Genomic DNA, 19,389 nt, shown 5'->3' on the forward strand with positions numbered 1-19,389 from the left:
CTGGATCATGGCCGAGCATGCGATGGAGTCCAAACTCCGGCCCGCAGTCGAGCTGTATACCGTGGCGATCTGCGTCGCCGCGGCGGTGCTGTGCGTGTATTCGCCCTGGGCCGTCGCCCTATCACCCGAGATCGGTCTGATTACGGCGCTGGCCTATGCCCTGTTCGGCCTTATCCGCCTCCGACAAGCCTGGGAGGTGTTGCGCTATCGGCGCAATATCCGCCGGCTGCCTCGCTACGAGCTGACCAGCCGGCAGATTCCGGTGAGCCGCAAACGTCTGTTCATGGGCCGAGGCTTTCGCTGGACCCGCCTGCACACCCAGCGCTTAGTCGAGGCCCAGGATCCGGCCGTCGCTCACTACGTCGACCAACCGACCCGTTACCGCCTGGCACGTGGACTCGAACGTCGCCTGGAACATGCACCGTTTCCGCTCTCGACACTGGCCCGGGTCACGGCCTGGGACAGCGCCTTTAATCCGTTGCGCCCTTTACCCCCAGTCGGTGGCTCACCGTTGTTGCATGGGGTTGAGCCGGACGAAACGGAAGTCAGTCTGCCGCTGGGTGAACGAGTCGGACATACCCTCGTGCTGGGCACGACCCGTGTCGGCAAGACGCGGCTCGCCGAGGTGTACATCACCCAAGACATCCATCGCGTCGAACACGAGGTGGTCATTGTCTTCGATCCGAAGGGCGATGCCGACCTGCTCAAGCGCATGTACGTCGAAGCCAAACGCGCCGGTCGGGAAAAAGAGTTTTATGTGTTCCATCTGGGTTGGCCGGAGATCTCCGCCCGCTACAACGCCGTGGGACGTTTCGGGCGCATCTCGGAAGTGGCGTCGCGCATCGCCGGGCAGCTCAGTGGTGAAGGCAACTCGGCGGCATTTCGCGAGTTCGCCTGGCGTTTCGTCAACATCATCGCCCGCGCCCTGATCGAGTTGGGCCGACGCCCAGACTACCTACAAATCCAACGGCATGTGGTCAACATCGACGCATTGTTCATTGAGTATGCCCAGCAATTTTTCGCCAGAACCGATCCGAAAGCATGGGAAGTGATCGTCCAGCTTGAAGGCAAGCTCACCGAAAAAAACATTCCCCGGCATATGGTGGGACGCGAAAAACGCGTGGTGGCCATCGAGCAGTACCTGGCGGTGAAGCGGGTATTTGATCCCGTAATGGAAGGGCTGCGTTCGGCGGTGCGCTACGACCGTACTTACTTTGACAAAATCGTTGCCTCGCTACTGCCGCTGCTGGAGAAACTCACCACCGGCAAGACCGCCCAGTTACTGGCCCCCAACTACACCGACCTGGATGACCCGCGGCCGATCTTCGACTGGATGCAGATCATCCGAAAACGCGGCATCGTCTACGTTGGTCTGGATGCACTGACCGACGCCGAGGTGGCCGCCGCGGTGGGCAATTCCATGTTCGCAGACTTGGTCTCGGTCGCAGGACACATCTACAAACACGGCATCGACCATGGCCTGCCCGCATCGAGCGGTAGCAGTGACAAGCTGCCGATCAACCTCCACGCCGATGAGTTCAACGAGTTGATGGGTGATGAATTCATCCCGCTGATCAACAAGGGCGGTGGCGCTGGCATCCAGGTGACGGCTTACACCCAGACCCTCAGTGATATCGAAGCGCGCATTGGTAATCGCGCCAAGGCCGGCCAGGTTATTGGTAACTTCAATACGTTGCAGATGCTCCGCGTACGCGAGACCGCCACCGCGGAGCTGCTCACACAGCAGTTGCCCAAGGTTAACGTGCTGACCAAGACCCTGGTGTCGGGTGCCACCGATACCTCCGATCCTGAAGCCAACACGGACTTCACCTCGTCCTCACAGGACCGTGTCAGCAGCACCAGTGTGCCGCTGATCGAGCCCGCACACATCGTCGGTTTGCCCAAAGGGCAAATGTTCTCTTTCCAGGCCGGTGGGCAGCTCTGGAAAGTGCGCATGCCTTTGCCTAAGCCCTCCAACGATGATGCCATGCCCAAGGACCTACAGGAGCTCACCCAGCGAATGCGGGCCACCTACAACGAGCAGGCAGGGCAATGGTGGAGCGCAAGCGGTGGCGGCCCAACAACCAACTTCGATCTGGATCAGGTGGGATAGCCCGCCCCTGCCTCAGGTTTCGATCAGCAGAAAACTGTCCAGAAGGCGTCGTGACGACATCAATACTGCAGCGCGCAATGGAGTGAACGATGGCGAGTTCCGTCCGGCACACGCCGCCACAACCGGTCCAGCGCTCGGGGTTAATCATCTCGGCGATCGCCTTAATCCTTCGCATCATCGGATTGCTGATCGCCTCGTTGCTGTTCTCGATCTTCATAGAGTCCGCCGGCCTGCTGCTCTTCTGGGGCGATCAGGGCTGGCGACACAGCCAGGCCATGTTGAATAGCGAAGTGGGATGGCTCAGCGAGCACTTCCAAGCTTCACTCATCATCCAACAGCCTGGACAGACGATTGTCCAGTGGCTGGATTTTCTCAATCAGTGGCTGTTGGTCAAGACTGGCTTTGCGGATTTTGCCCGGCAGGCGCGGGTGTCGAGCCAGGGTATCGGCTTCTGGAGTTGGACCAATCAGCTGTACGTGAGCATTGAAGATTTCGTGCTGGCCGCAGTGTATGTGACATTTACCTTCATGGTGCGCCTAGCTATTCTGATCCTGGCCACCCCCTTATTTTTGCTAGCCATGTTCACTGGTTTTATCGATGGCTTGATACGCCGAGACCTGCGTAAATTTGGCGCGGGCCGAGAAAGCAGTTTTGTTTATCACCGCGCTAAGCGTACGGTAATGCCACTGCTGTTGGTGCCATGGGTCATTTATTTACCCCTGCCTTTTTCGCTCAACCCCATGGTTCTTTTTTTGCCTAGCGCGACCATGCTGGGTTTAGCCATGACAATCACCGCAGCAACCTTCAAAAAGCACCTCTGAAAAATCAAATTTATCCTCCAACGTCCATGGAAAGCAGTGCCGGCTGCGCATATTCGCCAGTTACACACTTTCGTTGCAAACTCGTATTGAACAACGGCGAGCATGTAAAAAGTACCAACCTTCCCAACCATCCATGTTCAAGCAACTTTGGCAAAAGTGGTCTATTTCACTGCGCATCCGTCAGAACCGCTGCACATCTGCCTGCGTCAAACGTATCTGGATCACTTAGGCTCTACTTCGTTAATTATGCACTGACACCAAATGATTTACTTCTGCCACCGTTCTTCAGAGTCGACGGGTTGATTCCGAACTGCTTGCGAAACGCCGTGGCGAAATGGCTGGCGTTGGCATAGCCGAGGTCCGAGGCGATGCGCATCACGGATTCATCGCCGCTCATCAAGCGGCTGCGCGCCTGGATCATCCGGGCTTGCTGGAATACACCGTAGACGCTGTTGAAGAACAGTTGGCGGAACCCGCGGGTCAGCTTGGGCTGGCTCAACCCGGACTCACGCGCAAGCTCCGACAGGCTCGGCGCCTTGCCCAGGTCCTCGAGCAGGCGATCACGGGCACGCACCAGCCGTTGGCGGTCGGTGTTACTGACGCGACAGGTGCATTCGGCGTCCTGGCGCGCCTCAAGAAACAGACTCACCAAGGTGACGCTTTGCCCGTACAGCCACAGGCTGCTGCGCGGCTGGGCCGACGGCAGGCTGGCGCCCTGGTCCATCGCGGTGCCGAGCATATGCGCGGTGGCGCTCATTTCGCCGCTGCGATGACCATCGAGAAAACAATGATCACAGGCCAGCGCCTTGTTCAGCAACGGGTCGAGTTTGAGTTCCCACTGCGCGAGCACTGCGGGGCGGATCATCACGGTGATGTTATCGATCTCGCCATGCTGGTGATAAACGCCATGGCGGCACCGCCCGAAACTGATGCTGCCGGCGCCCTCGTCAATCGCATAGCGCCGTTGCCGACGCCCTTCCTTGAAGCTGCACGCGGCCTTGCCCTTGAGCAGGTTGGTGAAACTGAAATGGATGAACCCGCTGTCGTCCTGCAAGGGCAACTCGATCGGCTGCTCGAACGTGCTTTGCCAGCGCACGATGTCCAGCCCGTCCTGCAATGCCACGCGGGTGACGCGACAGTGCGCCCCTGGTCCGAGGTCGCTTCCATACCCTCCCGTAATGATTCGCGAGACCGGCATCGGCTCCCCTGCGCCTCCTTGAACGGCTGACATCGTAAATCTCCTGCCTGACCGGATACGGCTCGAATCAGATCACATCGGGGTGGAAGTGTGCAATTGATAATTATTAGCATCTGGCACGCTGCAAATGCTCCGCCAAATCGCCGCTGCCACCCCGCAACGCGCGCCGATCAAAATCCTCAGTCAAGGTCCCATCATTCTGCACAATGCAACACGACGGCTACCAGCCAATCTTGCTACAAGCGTAATACTATAACAATAGTCATGAGTTTGACACTGGCCAATTCGGCGCTCGCCGCCACCACCAGTGAGCCCGTGCAACTGCCGGCCTCGACGGTAACTGCGCGCCTGGAGCAGGAAGACCCGAAGGAAGTGCCCATCAGTCTCAACGTGATCAGCGGCGAGCAACTGCGCACCCAGCGCCTCGACACGTTGGAAAGCTCACTGCGCAACACTTCCGGAGTGAGCGTCAACTCCTCCGGCGGGCCGAATGACTTCAACGTGCTGATCCGCGGCGTCGGTTCGCTGTACCAGATGTCGATGGATGACAGCTCGGTAGCGTTCAATATCGACGGAGTGCCGGTGTCGTCGCGCAGCCTTGGTACCGGCACCCTCGACGTCGATCGCATCGAGGTGCTCAAGGGCCCGCAGGACACGTTATCTGGCGCAATTGGCCAGGCGGGCGCGGTGAACATCACCACGCGCCAACCCACCCGCGAACTCGAAGGTTATGTGCGTGGCGAAGTCGGCCAGGAAGGCCAGTTCCTCACTGAAGGCGCCATCGGCGGGCCGATCAGCGACAGCCTCAGCGGGCGCCTGGCCGTGCGTCGTGCCGGCTACGACAGCTGGATCGACAGCGACCAGACCAACCACCCCATCACCAAGCCGCGTAACGAAACCTACCGCGGCAGCCTGCTCTGGGACCTCAACGATGACACCCATGTATTGCTCAGCGCCGAACGCCAGAAAACCGAGCGTGCCACTAACTCTCTGGTGCTGCGTCCCTACGGCAGCGACCCCAGCCTGGACCTGACCCCCGGCCTGTTCGACGACAACTACAAGACCACCGAGCGCTATACGCTCAAGGTCGATCACGACTTCGCCAACAGCCGCCTGACCTCCACCACAGCCACATCCACCGCCGACTTCGAAGGCCTGATCGCCTACGACAGCAAGCTCATGGGCGCCCTGTACGGCACGCCGAGCGAGTTCTGGGTGGTGGACAAATCCTTCGAGCGCAGTTGGAGCCAGGACCTGCACCTGAGCTCGCTGCCTGACTCCGACGTGTTCTGGGTGGCGGGCCTCGCCGCCAGCCGCAACGAGCGCAGCTACGACACTCCACGCAACACCTACGGCACCTCCGGCGCCAAATACCGTGACTTCACCACCACCACCACCACCTACGCCGGCTACGGCGAAGTCACCTTCCCCCTCACCGAGCGCCTGAAACTCACCACCGGCTACCGCCACTCCTGGGACCGCAAGACCTACGACGGTCAGTACTTCTCTGGCAGCAGTGCGGTGCAAGACTCCCGCAAGCTGACTGACGACTATGGCACCGGCCGCGTCGCCCTGAGCTACGCCCTGACGCCGCAAACCAACGTCTACGTGCAACTCGCGCGGGGCTATAAATCCGGTGGTTTCAATGACTATGCCTCGCAGGTCACCGACAGCGAACCCTACAAAGCCGCCGTCAGCAAAGCCGCTGAACTGGGCTTCAAGAGTGAAACCGAAGACCGTCGCGGCAGCCTCAACGGTGCGCTGTTCTTCACCCGGGTACACGACGATCACCTGCTCGGCTACGACGCAGCAACCTTCGCCACTAATGCCTTCAACGCCGACACCCGCACCCGTGGTGCCGAATTGGAAGGCAACTGGCGCTTCGATTACGGCTTGACCCTGGCCGCCAGCGCCACCTACCTCGATGCCAAGATCACCAGCGGCGTGCAAGGCATCCAGGCCGGTGACGTCGCTGCCGGCAACCGCACCCCGGATGTTCCGCGCTGGAGCGCCAACTTCAACGCCAGCTGGAAACATCCACTAGGCACCTTCGCCAGCCTCGGTAAAACCACCCTCAACACCAGCCTGAACTATCACTTGGTGGGCGAGCGCGCAGCCGACCCGCAAAACCACTTCAACCTGGACAACTACGAGAAACTCGACCTGCGCGCGGGCCTCGAAAGCAAATACGGCGAAGTCTATGCCTTCGCCGACAACCTGCTGAACCAGACTTACGACACCTACGGTGTCTACAGTGACCCGGGGGCCTACGGTGCACCGGCACGCCGCCGCACCTTGGGCGTAGGCTATACCTATCAGTTCTGACCCGCCCCTGTCGCCGGCAAGCCGGCTCCTACACCAATGGCAACCTGCAAGAGCCAGCTTGCCGGCGATAGCCACAACTGGGGTTCAGAACTGGTAGCTATACCCCACGCCCGCCGAACGCCCGCGTCCTGGCATGCCGGTCAGTACCTGGTCGGTGGAGTATGAGCCGTACAGGTCGTAGCGTGCATCCAGCAGGTTGTCGCCCCACAGGTAGATCTCTGAGCCGCCACTCTCCAGGCCCAGGTGCAGGTCCAGCTTGGCGTAGCCCTTGAGGTCGTAGTGGTTCTGCGGGTCGGCCGGACGGTTTTTCTGTACGCGGTAATTGAGCAAGGTGTTCAGGCGTGGCGCCGGCAACCCGAGCAAGGCCCCCAGGTTCTTTTGCCAAGCGACGCTGAAGTTGCCGCTCCACAGCGGCACATCCGGCACGCGACTGCCCGCCGCCACGTCACCGCCGGACACACCCGGCGCATCCGACGTCACCACCGCATTGGTGTAGCTCACGGCACTGCCCAAGGTCAGTTCATCGGTTAGGTGCCAGGTGGTCGACAGCTCAGCGCCCTTGCTGCGGGTGTCGGCATTCACTGCGCTGACCGCCAGGGTGTTGAAGTCGTAGCCCAGCAGGTGGTCGTCCTGCACGCGCGTGATGAACAGCGCCCCTTCCAGGCTCAGGTCGCCCCCGGCACTTTCGTGTTTGAAGCCCAGTTCGGCGGAATTCACCTTGGCGGCCTTGTAGGGCTCGCTGTCCTTGATCGACGTGGCGTAGTCGTTGAACCCCGCCGACTTATAACCCCGTGACAGCACCGCATACACATTAGTCTGCGGCGTCAGCGCGTAGCTCAGCGCCACGCGTCCGGTGCTGTAGTTGTCCTGCAAACGCCGGCTGTCGCTGATCTGCGCGCCGCCACTGGAATAATCGGCACCATAGGTCTTGCGGTCCCAGGTGTGGCGCAGGCCGGTGGTGAGTTTCCAGTCTTCGGCAATCGGGTACGTCACCTCGCCATAGGCCGCGTAGCTGTTGGTGCTGAAGTCGCGCAACTGTTGCGCGCCATTGGTGAAGTTGTTGGAATCGAAACTGCGTTCGGAGCGCGACAGGTTGAGACCCGTCACCCAAAACACATCGGCATCCGCCAGTGATCCCAGGCGCAGGTCCTGGCTCCATACCCGCTCATGGGCCGAGTCTTCGATCAGGTATTCGAACGGGGAACCGTACAACGCCCGCGTGATGTTGCGATCGTAGCCTTTGACGGCATTGAAGTCGGTGCTGGTGTAGGCGCTGATCGAGGTGATGCGCGACTGCGCCAGGTCGTGGTTGAGTTCGAAGGAGTAACGCTCGTTGGTCTTCTGGTTGCCATCAAAGGTACCTGGCGTGTAGTCCAGGCTCGGGCGATTGCCAAACGGACGCAGCAGTTCCAGGCCCGCATAGTGCTCGGCGCGCTGGCGCTCGGCGGTCAAAAGGCCGGTGGTGCCCTGGTCGTTGTCCCACAGCAGGCTGCCGCGCAGGGCCAAGTCACGGGGTTTGGTCAGCGGGTCGCCGTTCTGTTGGTCATCGACCCAGTTATCAAAGCCGCTGCGGCGCACCGCGATACGCCCGGCCAGCGAGTCGGTCAACGGCCCGCCCACGGCGCCTTCCGTCATGAACTGGCCTTGGTTGCCCACTTCGCCGCGCACATACCCCTCCAGCTCGCGCGTCGGTTTGCGGGTGGTGACGTTGATCGCGCCCGCCTCGCTGTTGCGCCCCAGCAAGGTGCCCTGCGGGCCCTTGAGCACCTCCACCTGCTGCACGTCGAGCGTCGCCAGCGCCGCATTGCGCACTGACATCGGCACGCCGTCCACATTCAACACCACCGAACCGTCATCCATGCTCATCTGGTTCAGTGAGCCGACACCACGGATACGCACATTGGCGTCATTGGCGCCGCCCCAGGAGTTCACATCCACCCCCGGCGTGGTGCGCAGCGCGTCTTCCAGGGTGCGCAGGCGCCGGGTCTCGAGGGTTTTCCCATCGATTACCGAAAGGCCAAAGGGGATGTCCTTGGCACTCTCCTGACTCAAGCGCGCGCTGACCGTCAGCGGTGCCAGTTCGATGGCCTCCGCGGAGGCCTGCGGCTGATAGTCAGCGGCATAGGCCGTGCACATCTGGCTGGACAAGCCCAGCGCCATGGCCTGGGTCAAGACGTTGGCCCGCCAGCCGAGGGGACGGCGCAGCGGCTGGATAGACAGTGCAGATGACATGACAAAGCTCCAAAAGGCAGGGATGGTTCGAATTCATTGCGCAGGGCCCCAGCGCTCAAGCGCAGCGGCAATCGCGTGAGGATCAGGCGCGCCCAACAAGGGCTGGATCGCAGCCGGCCATCCCTGGCCGTTTCGGATGGCGGCGGTCATTGCCGTCAGTTGTTCGGGGTTTTGTTCGGTGGTCCATGCCAGGCTCGCCAGCGCTGCATAAGTGGCGGCCCAACCCTGCTCGCGGGCATCAGCCAGGGTGCCGACGGGTTCGCCGTCATTGCCCAGCGCGCGAGTCAGGTCATCGGCCATGAGTTTCACCAGTGCCGCGCGCGCCTCAGGACCGTCTACATCCGCCACACACAGCAAGCCGATCGCGCCCGCCACGCCCTGGCTCAACCACAGGTAACCCGGCACCTGCCGCAGGTCGCTGGCGTCAATCAACACCCGGCGGGCAAGCAACTCGGCAATATGCGCACGGCGTGCCGAACGCCCGACGCCGGTCGCGGCCACGTCCCAATCCGGCGATTGGGCGAGCAACAGCTGACCTTGGCTCAAGCGGCTGTCGCCCATGCCGGTCGGCCACTGGCTCACGCCCTCCACCACCGGGCGACTGCCCAGGCGTCGCGCCACACAGGCGCTCATCAGGTCCAGGTCTTCGCGCACTTCAACAGCCGTTTGCTGGCGACTGGCATCCGCCTTTGCCTGCAAGCTGTAGGCAAAATCCAAGGGCGCCGCGCTGTGGCCGTTGAAGTCCTGTCCATCAATCTCAACGTGCCATTGCCAGTCGCCCGCCGGCGCGATGGCCTCCACGGCGACGGCGTAACCTGCCGCCAAGGAGGGCACGTCGGCTGCCAAACCGACCTCGCTGCGTTGCACCGGCGCACGCAGCAGCCGCTCGCTGTCCAGCCCCAGGCGCGGCATAACGCGGCGCGCTTGCAGCCACACACCCTGCGGCCCCAACCAGAACGCTTCGCCTTCCGACGGCCAGCCGTTGGCGCTGACCGTCCAGTTCAACTCCACAGTGCAGGCGTTCGTCGCACAAGGTACCAAGGGAACGCGCAGGTGTTCGGTGGCCTGTTCGAACGTGACCGGTTGCCCCATCACGCTGACTGCCGTCACCTGCAAGCCTGGCGGCAACTCGGCGTCCAATTGGCTGGCCACCACGGCGTCAAGCGTCCACTGGCCCTCAACCTGACGCGCAGCGGAATCCACGCGCAGTTGCACGCGCCCGCCCGCCACCTGCCAGGCCGTTGCGCCGGGCAGCCAGCGCTGTTCCCAGGCGGCGCGTTCAACACGCTCCTCGGCCACCGATTGGTAGTCGCCCTGCTCCACCAGGTGATGGTGCAAAGCCACGCCACTGCCCAGCAGACCCAAGGCGCCCAGGGCCAACACGGCGAGCGGCAAAGGCTGGCCCACGTCAGCGAAACGGCGTCGCTCGGGACCGCGAGGCAATACCAGTGCGGCCACGCCGACCATCACCGCGCAACCTGCGAGTTTCCAGCCTGCCAGGGTGCCGAGATACGGTAACCCGGGCGCCCAGCCGGCGAGTTGCGACAACGCCACATGCGCCGGTATCCCCATCGCATAGGCGGGGTAGCTGACCAGCCCCAATTCGTGGTTGAGCACCAGGAAAAACGTCAGCAGCATCGACGTGGCGTACGCGAGCCCCGAGCGGCGAATCAACGCGTGCAGCAGCACCGTCAGCGCGGCCAGTTCCAGCAGCGGCGGCGCGAACACCAGCGCTTGGTAGACCAGTACAAAGCCCGGCGCCATGCTATCGGGCGCAGCGATGGCGCTGATCAGCAGGCTGGCAATGCCTGGCACCAGCGCCAAGGTCAGGGTCGCCAACAACACACAGGCCGTACGGCCGAACAATCGCAGCCAGGTCGGTGCGGGGGTCGCCTGCAACATCGTCCCGAGGCCTTCGACGTCATCACGCCGACACACCAGGCCCACCAGCGCCGCGATAATAAAGGCGATCACCAGGAACAACGCGCTCGACAACAGCGGCAGGGTCAGATCCGCCCGTGGCACCATCGGCCCGCGCGCATGCCACACGCCGTGGACAAAACCACTGAGCACGCCCATCACCAGCAGCAAGCCGAGCGCCATCCACCAGATCCGCCGTGCAAACAACTGGCGTACCTGCCAACGCGCTTCATGCCACAACGCGTGCGTCCAACGACTGGCCGTCAACGGACCCGGCAGTTGCACGTCACGGCTGCGCAGCATCGGCGGTTCCGCCAGCACCGCACCGCTGCGCCGGCCCATCAGGCCCTGGCGCGTGGTGCGCGCCAACACCACGGCCAGCACCAGCAGCGGCAACACACACCACAACGCGCGGTTGAGCCAGAACCCTGGCGTCAGCGCCAGCAGCGACTGCGACTTCTGCGCGGCGCTCCAGGTTTCGACCTGGGCCTGGGCAAAGGTAAATAGCGACGGGTCCAGGCTGGCCGCCAACAGCGGGTTGATATGCCCGCCCTTGAGTACGACCACCGCAAACATCCACAGCAGCATCAATACCGTCGCCAGGGCAAAGGGCGCAGCCAGGCCACGGCTGCGCAACGCCAGCAGGTAATACAACGCACCGATCCCCGTACTCACCGGCAACAACAAGGCGACCCAGGCAAAGGCCAACGCCGACCACACCGGCGCACCGATACTCGCCGCTGGTACCCAACCGAGCCAGCCCAATACCGGGCTGACCAGAAAGCCAACAATCAACGCACTGGCGAGCAACCCACCCACCAGCGCCGCGCCGATAAAACGCCCCCACAGTAGCGCCGGCAGCGACAGCGGCAAGGCCAGTAGCACCTCTTCCAACTGCGCCTTGCGGTCGCGCAGGGCCGGCTGCGCAAACACCCAGGCCCAGGCAAAAAACAGGAAGAACATGCAACCGCACGACATCAAGTAAATCAGGCTGGGTGCATTGCGGGCAATGTCGCTGGCGCCCATTTTCTGCACATAGTCGGCATTCGTCAGGGACATCAGCAGGTAGCCGGTGAGGCCAAGAAACACCAACAAGGGAATGCCACTGCGCAGCCCGGCGCGGACTTCCACCCAGGCTTCACGCACCAGCAAGGCGAAGGTATTCATGCGTCCACCGCCTCGCCGGCCTGGGCCAGCGCCAGGTAATAGATATCCTCCAGGCGCGGCGCGTGGGGGCTGAAACGCGGGTCTGCCGGACGCTCGCCGTGCACGATCACGCGACTGCCTTGCGGGCTGGCGGCCACATGCAATGCTTCGGGCAACGATTCACCACGGCTGAACGGCGCTTCCCACAAGCAGCCCTGTTCGGCAGCGAGCAAGTCGGCCGGGCGACCTTCGACAATAATCTGCCCGCCGGCCAACACCGCCAGGCGGCTGCACAGGTTCTCGACGTCTTCGACGATATGGGTCGAGAGCAGCACGATGGATTCGGCGGCGACATCCGCCAGCACTCGATGAAAACGGTTGCGTTCGGCCGGGTCGAGGCCCGCCGTGGGCTCATCGACGATCACTAAGCGCGGCGAGCCCACCAGTGCCATGGCGATACCGAACCGACGCAACATGCCGCCCGAATAGGTCGCCAACGCACGGTGGGCCGCCTGCTGCAAGTTGACCTTATCCAGCAGGGCCTCGATCTCCTCGCGGCGCTGGCGGTTGTCGGTACGGCCCTTGAGCCAGGCAAACCGGTCGAGCAAATCCCGCGCACTCACGCCGGGGTACGCGCCCAGTTGCTGCGGCAGGTAACCCAGGCGGCGACGCAGGTGATCGGGGCCGCGCAGAACGTCCACGCCGTCCAGGTGAATGCTGCCGGCGTCCGGCAGCTGAAGGGTCGCCAGGGTGCGCATCAGGCTGCTCTTGCCGGCGCCGTTGGGACCGAGCAAGCCATACATCCCGGGGCCAACACTCAGGTCCACGCCGCGCAGTGCTTCGACGCCATTGTTGTAGCGCTTGCGCAGGCCGCGCACTTGTAAACCCGAATCTACAGACATCCGCAACTCCATGAAGAGGCCCTGCAAGAGGGCGGCGAGCGACGGTAGTCAAGGCCGTGGGCCGGGCTCTACCCGATTCAAGTCATTTTCCAACCGCATCGCGCGGCGTATCGGCGCCATGTCCCGCAACTGCGCCCGTGCAATCGGCACTGGGCAAACGGATACGGGGCAAAAACGATTCGATCCGGGTAGTCGCCAAAATGAGAATGACTAGCATCTCCCCCCATGCATTTGCCTGCCCCCAGCGCCTGGGCCAACCCCGGCCCGGGCCCTAGCGATGAGAAGACGTTGAGCCATGGCCACTCCCAGCACCTCAACCGCAACACTGCTGCGCCAATCCCTGTCCGACGCCCTTGGACTGCCCGCCGACCAGGTGCCCCTGGAGGCCAACCTGATCGAATGGGGCCTGGACTCCGTCACCCTGATCCGTCTTGCCGGCCAATGGCGGCGCCAGGGCCTGGCCGCGCGTTTCGCCGACTTGGTGGCGGACCCGCGCCTATGTAGCTGGCTGGCCCTGCTTGACACCGCCCCCACGGCCCCCGCGCCGGTCAGCACCGCTACCGATGACGGGCTGCCGTTCGAACTGGCGCCGATGCAGCACGCTTACTGGATCGGTCGCGCCCCTGGCCAAGCGCTGGGTGGCGTGGCCGCGCACTTCTATAACGAGTTCGATGGCCACGACGTTGACCCGATACGGTTGGAAGCCGCGGTGCGTGCCCTGCTCGCGCGGCACCCGATGTTGCGGGCGCAGTTTCTCGATGACGGCCGCCAGTTGGTCCTCGCGCACAGCCCGTGGCCGGGGCTCACGGTGCATGACCTGCGCCAGGCCGGCGCCGAACAGGTGCAACAACGGCTGGCAGCCTTGCGCGCCGAGCTATCCCATCGCAAGTTGGCCGTGGAGCAAGGCCAGGTGCTGGATATCCAGCTGTCGTTGTTGCCCGACGGTACCCGCCTGCACCTGAACCTCGACATGCTCGCCGCCGATGCCTTGAGCCTGCGCACCCTGCTCGGCGACCTGGTGCTGTTGTACCGCCAACATCCCCTACCCGCGCTGGACTACACCTTTGCCCGCTACCTGGCTGACCTGCGCCAGGAACAGGCCAGCACCGAGCAGCGGGATCGTCACCAACAGGCGCGCGACTACTGGTTGCAGCGCCTCGATCAATTGCCCGGTGCGCCGAGCCTGCCGATCAAGCCCCAGGGCGATGACCGCCAGGTCTGCCGCCGTCACCATTGGCTGCCGCCGTCAGAACGCCAGGCATTCGAACGCCAGGCGCGGGAGCATGGGCTCACGCCGGCCATGGCGTTGGCAGCGGTGTTCAGTGAAGCTCTTGGTGCTTGGTGCGATACCCCCGAGTTGCTGCTCAACCTACCGCTATTCAACCGCACGCCGCTGCATGCCGACGTTGATCGCCTGGTCGGGGATTTCACTTCGTCGATCCTGCTGGCCTGGGACGGCCGGGTCGCCGGCACGTTTGCCGCACGCGCCACCACCCTGCAACGCCGCTTCCACAGCGATGTCGCACACAGCGCGTTTTCCGGCCTGGAGGTGTTGCGTGAACTGTCCCGCCAACGCGGTAAACAAGTGCTGGCTCCCGTTGTATACACCAGCGCACTGGGCCTGGGTGAGCTGTTCGCCGAGGGCGTACAGGCCAGCTTCGGCCAGCCGGCCTGGATCATTTCCCAAGGCCCGCAGGTGTGGCTCGATGCGCAAGTCACCGAGCTGGACGGCGGCATCCTGGTCAACCTCGATGCGCGTGAAGGGCTGTTCGCCGACGGTGTGCTGGATGGCGTGTTCAAGGCCTATACCGACCTGCTGCAACGCCTGTGTTTTGACCCGGACGCCTGGCATCAGGCGCCGCCTGCGCTGATCCCCGCCGAGCAACTGGCCCTGCGCCCAACCATGCAAGGCCAGCCTGCTGCCCTGCCCGTCAAGCGCCTGCATGAGGCTTTTTTTGCCCAGGCACGCCTGACGCCCACCTTGCCCGCGCTGCTGCAGGGCCACTCTACCGTCATCGGCTATGGCGAGCTGGCCGAGCGGGCCCTGCAAGTTGCAGCGTACCTGGGAGACCAAGGCATCCAGCGCGGCGATGTCGTGGCGCTGCAACTGCCCAAGGGCCCCGAGCAAGTCATCGCGGTACTGGGCATCCTCGCCTGCAGCGCCACGTACCTGCCGATCGGCATCGACCAGCCCGACACACGCTGCCAGAAAATCTGCGAAAGCTCAGATGCGCGGTTGCTGCTCAAGGCCCTGCCACCTGCGGGCCCCGCGCTGGACGCGCCCCGGCCCGGTGCGGTCAGCGACCTGGCCTACATCCTCTATACCTCCGGTTCCACTGGCGAACCCAAGGGCGTGGAAATCAGCCACCTGGCCGCCGCCAACACGGTGGAAGACCTGCAACGACGCCTCCAACTGACCGCCGATGACCGCATCCTCGCGCTCTCTGCGCTGGAGTTCGACCTGTCGGTGTTCGACCTGTTTGCTGCGCTGTCCACCGGCGCGGCGGTGATTGGCATCGAGCCCGAAGCGCAGCGCGATGCCCCGCGCTGGCGTGAACTGGCCTTGCAGCATCGCGCCAGCGTGCTCAACTGCGTGCCGGCGTTGCTGGACATGTTGCTCGGTTGCGCCCCGGCCGACGCGCGCCTGCCGCTGCGTGCGGTGTTGCTCGGCGGTGACAAAGTCGCCCCGGACCTGGCACCACGGTTGTGGGCCCAGGCGCCGGGCTGTCGCTTCATGGCCTTGGGCGGCGCCACCGAAGCGGCGATCCACTCGACGCTGTTCGAAGCCCTACCCGGCCAGCCATTGCCTTGGCACTGCCTGCCTTACGGCAAACCGCTGGACAACGTCAGCCTGCGCATCGTCGACCACCAGGGCCATGACTGCCCGGACTGGGTGGCCGGGGAGCTGTGGATCGGCGGCGCCGGGGTGGCCCAGGGTTATCGCGGCGACCGCGTGCGCAGCGCCGACCGTTTTGTCGACTATCAAGGCCTGCGCTGGTACCGCACAGGCGACCGGGCGCGCTACCACCCCGACGGCACTGTGGAGTTCCTCGGGCGTAGCGACTTTCAGCTCAAACTGCATGGCTACCGCATCGAGGCCGGCGAAGTCGAGCAGGCGCTGCTGGCCTGCCCAGGCGTGGAGCACGCTGTCGTGTTGCTGACCGGCCAGCAATTGGCGGCGGTGGTCCGTCTGGCGCACGGCGCCGCGCAGCCTGTGCAGATCGACCTGCCGGGCCTGACCGAGCGCCTGCCGGCGTATATGATTCCCTCGCTGATCCTCGGCTGCGCGCAGTTGCCCTTGACCGGCAATGGCAAGGTCGACCGCAAGGCCTTGCACGCGTGGCTCGTCCAGCATAGCCCGGTGTCGCAGGCCAACCTGACGGCGCCCTGCGGCGTTATCGAACAACAGGTGGCCCGCGCCTGGCAGCAGTTGCTTGGCTGTGGTGAGGTGTGCCGCGAACACAGCTTCTTTGCCCTGGGCGGCGACTCCCTGAGCGCCACCCGCCTGGTGCGCCTGCTCGCCGAACAAGGGCTGGGCGGTGCACGCATCGCCCAGGTGTTTGCTAAGCCGGTGCTGGCGCAGTTTTGTGTCGACCTGCATCAACAGGCACAGGCCGAACCCGCACACACCGTTGTTGCAGACTTGGCGCAACGCCACGCGCCCTTCCCTATGACTGAGGTGCAGCAGGCCTATTGGCTGGGCCGCGACCCCAGCCTAGTGCTGGGGGGCGTGAGTTGCCACTTCTACCGTGAGTACGACGTCGAGGACCTTGACCTGCCGCGCCTGCAACACGCCTTGCAGCGCTTGATCGAACGCAACGAAATGCTGCGCGCTGTGTTCGATCACAGTGGCCAGGCGCGCATCCTGCAACAAGTGCCGGCCTTCGTGATCGGCCAGGGCCACGCCAGCCTGGAAGAGCTGCGTGAACATTGTGCCCACCGCGTGTTCTCCCCTCACCAATGGCCGCTGTTCGATGTGCAAACGGTGACCCACGGCCGGCACACACGCCTGGCGATCAGCCTGGACAATTTGATCCTCGACGCCCTGAGCATCCTGCGTTTCTACGCCGAACTCGATGCGTTGTACCGCGAGCCCGACATGGCGCTGGCCTCGTTGGATCTGTCGTTTCGCGATTACCAATTGCAGTGCGCCCCGGCACCTGAAGAGCTGCACGCCGCGCAGCGCTTCTGGCAGGAACGCCTGCCCGAATTGCCGCCCCATCCGCAGTTGCCGCTGGCCGCCGATCCCGCCAGCCTGGGCCGACCACGCTTTGAACGCCTGCAAGGGCAGATCGATGCCAGCGCCTGGCAGGCGATCCTGTCCAAGGCCCAGCAACAGGGGCTCACCGCCTCGGCGGTACTGCTCTGCGCTTTTGCCGAAACCCTCGGCCGCTGGAGTGCACGCCCGGACCTGAGCCTCAACCTCACACTGTTCGATCGCCGCCCCGTGCACCCTCAGATCGACCAGGTAATGGGCGACTTCACATCGCTGACCCTGCTGGGGTATGTGCCCGTGGCGGGTGAGCGTTGGGTTGACCGTGCACGGCGTACGCAACAATCCCTGGGCGAGGCGTTGGAGCATCGCTGCCTGGGTTCCGTCAGCCTGCTGCGCCAGTTGGCCCGGGGCAATGGCGAGCAACAGGTGAGCATGCCGGTGGTGTTCACCAGCGCCCTGGGCGTCCCGGATGGCACGGCGGCGCCGGTGGACGGCCCGTTTGCCCACCAAGTGTTCGGCCTGACACAAACCCCGCAAGTGTGGCTCGACCACCAGGTCGTCGAAGCCAACGGTGGTATTGCCCTTAACTGGGACCGTGTGGTCGGCCTGTTCCCCGAAGGCCTGGTTGAAGCGATGTTCGACGCTTACCTGCAGAGCCTCAACTGGTTGGCCGAGCACGCCTGGGACAGCGCGCCACCCGACCTGCTGCCCCAGGCCCAAGCGCAACGGCGTGCCCAACTCAACGCCCCGGGCGACTGCGTGCCGGGCGACCCGACGCTGCACCAAGGTTTCTTTGAACAGGCGCGCCATGCTCCGCAGCGCCCCGCCTTGTTATGGGGTGAACACGGCACGCTGAAATACGGCGAACTGGCCGACCGCGCGCTGCGAATCGCCCACAGTCTGATGGACGCAGGTGTCGCACCCGGCGACCTGGTGGCCGTGTCCCTGGCCAAAGGGCCGCAGCAGGTCGCCTGTGTGCTGGGCATTCTGGCGGCCGGCGCCGCCTATCTGCCGGTGGGTGTCGATCAGCCATTGCAGCGCTGCCAGCGCATCCTGCAACAGGCCGGCGTGACCCTGATACTCGCCGAGCACGACCCGCAACTGCCCGGCGTCAAGCACCTCAAGCCCTCCACCGCGTTGAAGGCCGAACCGCTGGCGGCGCCACAGCCTCTCGCAGCGGGTGAACTGGCCTATGTAATCTACACCTCCGGCTCCACTGGCCAGCCCAAGGGCGTGGAAATCACCCACCGCGCGGCAATGAATACCGTGGCCGAGATCAACCGCTGTTATGGCGTCCAAGCCACCGACCGGGGCCTGGCCCTGTCGGCGCTGGACTTCGACTTGTCGGTGTATGACCTGTTCGGCCTGCTCTCGGTGGGTGCCGCAGTGGTGCTGATCGACGAGGACCAGCGCCGCGATGCCCGCGCCTGGCTCAAGGCATTGCAACAGCACCGCGTGACCCTGTGGAACAGCGTGCCGGCGCTGCTCGACATGCTGCTGGAAGCCAACGCTCAAGACCGCCAGCCCCTGGACCTGAGGGTCGCTCTGCTGTCCGGCGACTGGATAGGCCTTGATCTGCCGCAACGTCTGCAAGAGCAGGCCCACGGTTGCCGCTTTATCGCCCTAGGCGGCGCGACCGAAGCGGCGATCTGGTCAAATCACTTTGAAGTACGCCAGGCAATGTCGGGCTGGCGTTCGATCCCTTACGGCGTGCCGCTGACCAACCAAGCCTACCGGGTAGTCGATGCCCTGGGCCGTGACTGCCCGGACTGGGTCACGGGGGAACTGTGGATCGGCGGTGCCGGCGTCGCGCGTGGTTATCGCCACGCGCCGCAGCTGAATGCCGAGCGCTTTGTCGAGGGCTGGTACCGCACCGGTGACCTCGGCCGCTACCACCCCGATGGCCTGCTGGAGTTCCTCGGGCGCGCCGACAGCCAGGTGAAGGTCCGTGGACATCGCATCGAACTGGGCGAAATCGAAGCCGCCCTGGCGCTTCACCCCTGTGTGAACAACGCCGTGGCGCTGGTTGCCGACCACCGACTGATGGCCGCCGTTACGGCCAGCACCTGCGCCGAGGTGCTCGCACAGCATCTGGAGCAGTGCCTGCCGGCCTACATGCGCCCGGAACAGATCCTGGTGCTGGAACGCCTGCCGTTGAGTAGCAATGGCAAGGTCGACCGCCGTGCGCTGCTCGCCCCTTTGAGCGCCGCTGCCCAGCCAAGGGACGCGATGGATGAGCAACCACTGAGCACCCGTGAACAGGTGATCGCCGAGCTCTGGCAGCACTTGCTCAAGGTGCCGAGCGTCTCGCGCCACGACAACTTTTTCCGCCTGGGCGGGGACAGCCTACTGGCCACGCGTTTTCTCGAAATGCTGCGCAGCCGTCTGGGCGTGGAATTGCCCATGGGCCAGTTGTTCGGCGCCGCCAGCCTGTTGGAAGTGGCGCAGACCCTCGAACGCCTGCCCACCCCGCACACCGTTGAAGAAGGCGTTATCTGATGCCCGCGCAACCACCC

8 protein-coding genes are annotated in these 19,389 nt (G+C 64.0%); 4 read left to right on the forward strand and 4 right to left on the reverse strand.

Annotated features, from left to right (window positions below):
- The first annotated feature begins 7 nt into the window (after positions 1 to 7).
- Together traD and AOA60_RS31595 are read left to right on the forward strand one after the other, a co-directional pair.
- The gene (traD, locus tag AOA60_RS31590) at positions 8 to 2,113 is read left to right on the forward strand and encodes a type IV conjugative transfer system coupling protein TraD (protein WP_099587617.1); all 2,106 of its coding nucleotides are present in this window, start codon (positions 8 to 10) and stop codon (positions 2,111 to 2,113) included.
- Positions 2,114 to 2,202: 89 nt separating this feature from the next.
- Entirely contained in the window at positions 2,203 to 2,934 is a 732-nt protein-coding gene (locus AOA60_RS31595) for a TIGR03747 family integrating conjugative element membrane protein (RefSeq protein WP_099587618.1), read from the forward strand.
- Positions 2,935 to 3,178: 244 nt separating this feature from the next.
- Here AOA60_RS31595 and AOA60_RS31600 read toward each other — a convergent pair whose 3' ends face one another.
- Entirely contained in the window at positions 3,179 to 4,165 is a 987-nt protein-coding gene (locus tag AOA60_RS31600; protein WP_256592914.1) for an AraC family transcriptional regulator, read from the reverse strand.
- Positions 4,166 to 4,396: 231 nt separating this feature from the next.
- Between AOA60_RS31600 and AOA60_RS31605 the strand changes: the two genes are divergently transcribed.
- The gene (locus AOA60_RS31605; protein ID WP_099587620.1) at positions 4,397 to 6,457 is read left to right on the forward strand and encodes a TonB-dependent receptor; all 2,061 of its coding nucleotides are present in this window, start codon (positions 4,397 to 4,399) and stop codon (positions 6,455 to 6,457) included.
- 84 nt (positions 6,458 to 6,541) lie between these two features.
- Here the strand turns inward: AOA60_RS31605 and AOA60_RS31610 are convergent, their stop codons facing one another.
- Genes AOA60_RS31610 through AOA60_RS31620 form a run of 3 tightly spaced genes read right to left on the reverse strand, consistent with a single transcriptional unit; the run spans position 6,542 to position 12,657 of the window.
- On the reverse strand, positions 6,542 to 8,689 hold the full coding sequence (locus AOA60_RS31610; protein ID WP_099587621.1) for a TonB-dependent receptor: 2,148 nt from the start codon (positions 8,687 to 8,689) through the stop codon (positions 6,542 to 6,544).
- 33 nt (positions 8,690 to 8,722) lie between these two features.
- Positions 8,723 to 11,776, reverse strand: a complete 3,054-nt coding sequence (locus tag AOA60_RS31615; protein ID WP_099587622.1) for a hypothetical protein — start codon at positions 11,774 to 11,776, stop codon at positions 8,723 to 8,725.
- Positions 11,773 to 12,657: an ABC transporter ATP-binding protein gene (locus tag AOA60_RS31620; RefSeq protein WP_099587623.1), complete on the reverse strand. Its 885-nt coding sequence runs from the start codon at positions 12,655 to 12,657 to the stop codon at positions 11,773 to 11,775. The genes AOA60_RS31615 and AOA60_RS31620 overlap by 4 nt, the downstream gene beginning before the upstream one ends.
- A gap of 295 nt (positions 12,658 to 12,952) precedes the next feature.
- Here AOA60_RS31620 and AOA60_RS31625 point away from each other — a divergent pair, with 295 nt between their 5' ends.
- Positions 12,953 to 19,372 carry a non-ribosomal peptide synthetase gene (locus AOA60_RS31625; protein WP_099587624.1) on the forward strand — a complete coding sequence of 2,140 codons (6,420 nt, stop codon included), beginning with the start codon at positions 12,953 to 12,955 and terminating at the stop codon, positions 19,370 to 19,372.
- The last annotated feature ends 17 nt before the right edge of the window (positions 19,373 to 19,389 follow it).

The organism is Pseudomonas sp. 2822-17 (assembly GCF_002742485.1).
Lineage (GTDB): Bacteria > Pseudomonadota > Gammaproteobacteria > Pseudomonadales > Pseudomonadaceae > Aquipseudomonas > Aquipseudomonas cyclaminis.

What these genes read in the sequence shown, in the direction of transcription:
- traD (WP_099587617.1), top strand. Translation starts at nt 8, where the DNA reads ATGGCCGAGCATGCGATGGAGTCCAAACTCCGGCCCGCAGTCGAGCTG.
- AOA60_RS31595 (WP_099587618.1), top strand. Translation starts at nt 2,203, where the DNA reads ATGGCGAGTTCCGTCCGGCACACGCCGCCACAACCGGTCCAGCGCTCG.
- AOA60_RS31600 (WP_256592914.1), bottom strand. Translation starts at nt 4,165, where the DNA reads ATGTCAGCCGTTCAAGGAGGCGCAGGGGAGCCGATGCCGGTCTCGCGA.
- AOA60_RS31605 (WP_099587620.1), top strand. Translation starts at nt 4,397, where the DNA reads ATGAGTTTGACACTGGCCAATTCGGCGCTCGCCGCCACCACCAGTGAG.
- AOA60_RS31610 (WP_099587621.1), bottom strand. Translation starts at nt 8,689, where the DNA reads ATGTCATCTGCACTGTCTATCCAGCCGCTGCGCCGTCCCCTCGGCTGG.
- AOA60_RS31615 (WP_099587622.1), bottom strand. Translation starts at nt 11,776, where the DNA reads ATGAATACCTTCGCCTTGCTGGTGCGTGAAGCCTGGGTGGAAGTCCGC.
- AOA60_RS31620 (WP_099587623.1), bottom strand. Translation starts at nt 12,657, where the DNA reads ATGTCTGTAGATTCGGGTTTACAAGTGCGCGGCCTGCGCAAGCGCTAC.
- AOA60_RS31625 (WP_099587624.1), top strand. Translation starts at nt 12,953, where the DNA reads ATGGCCACTCCCAGCACCTCAACCGCAACACTGCTGCGCCAATCCCTG.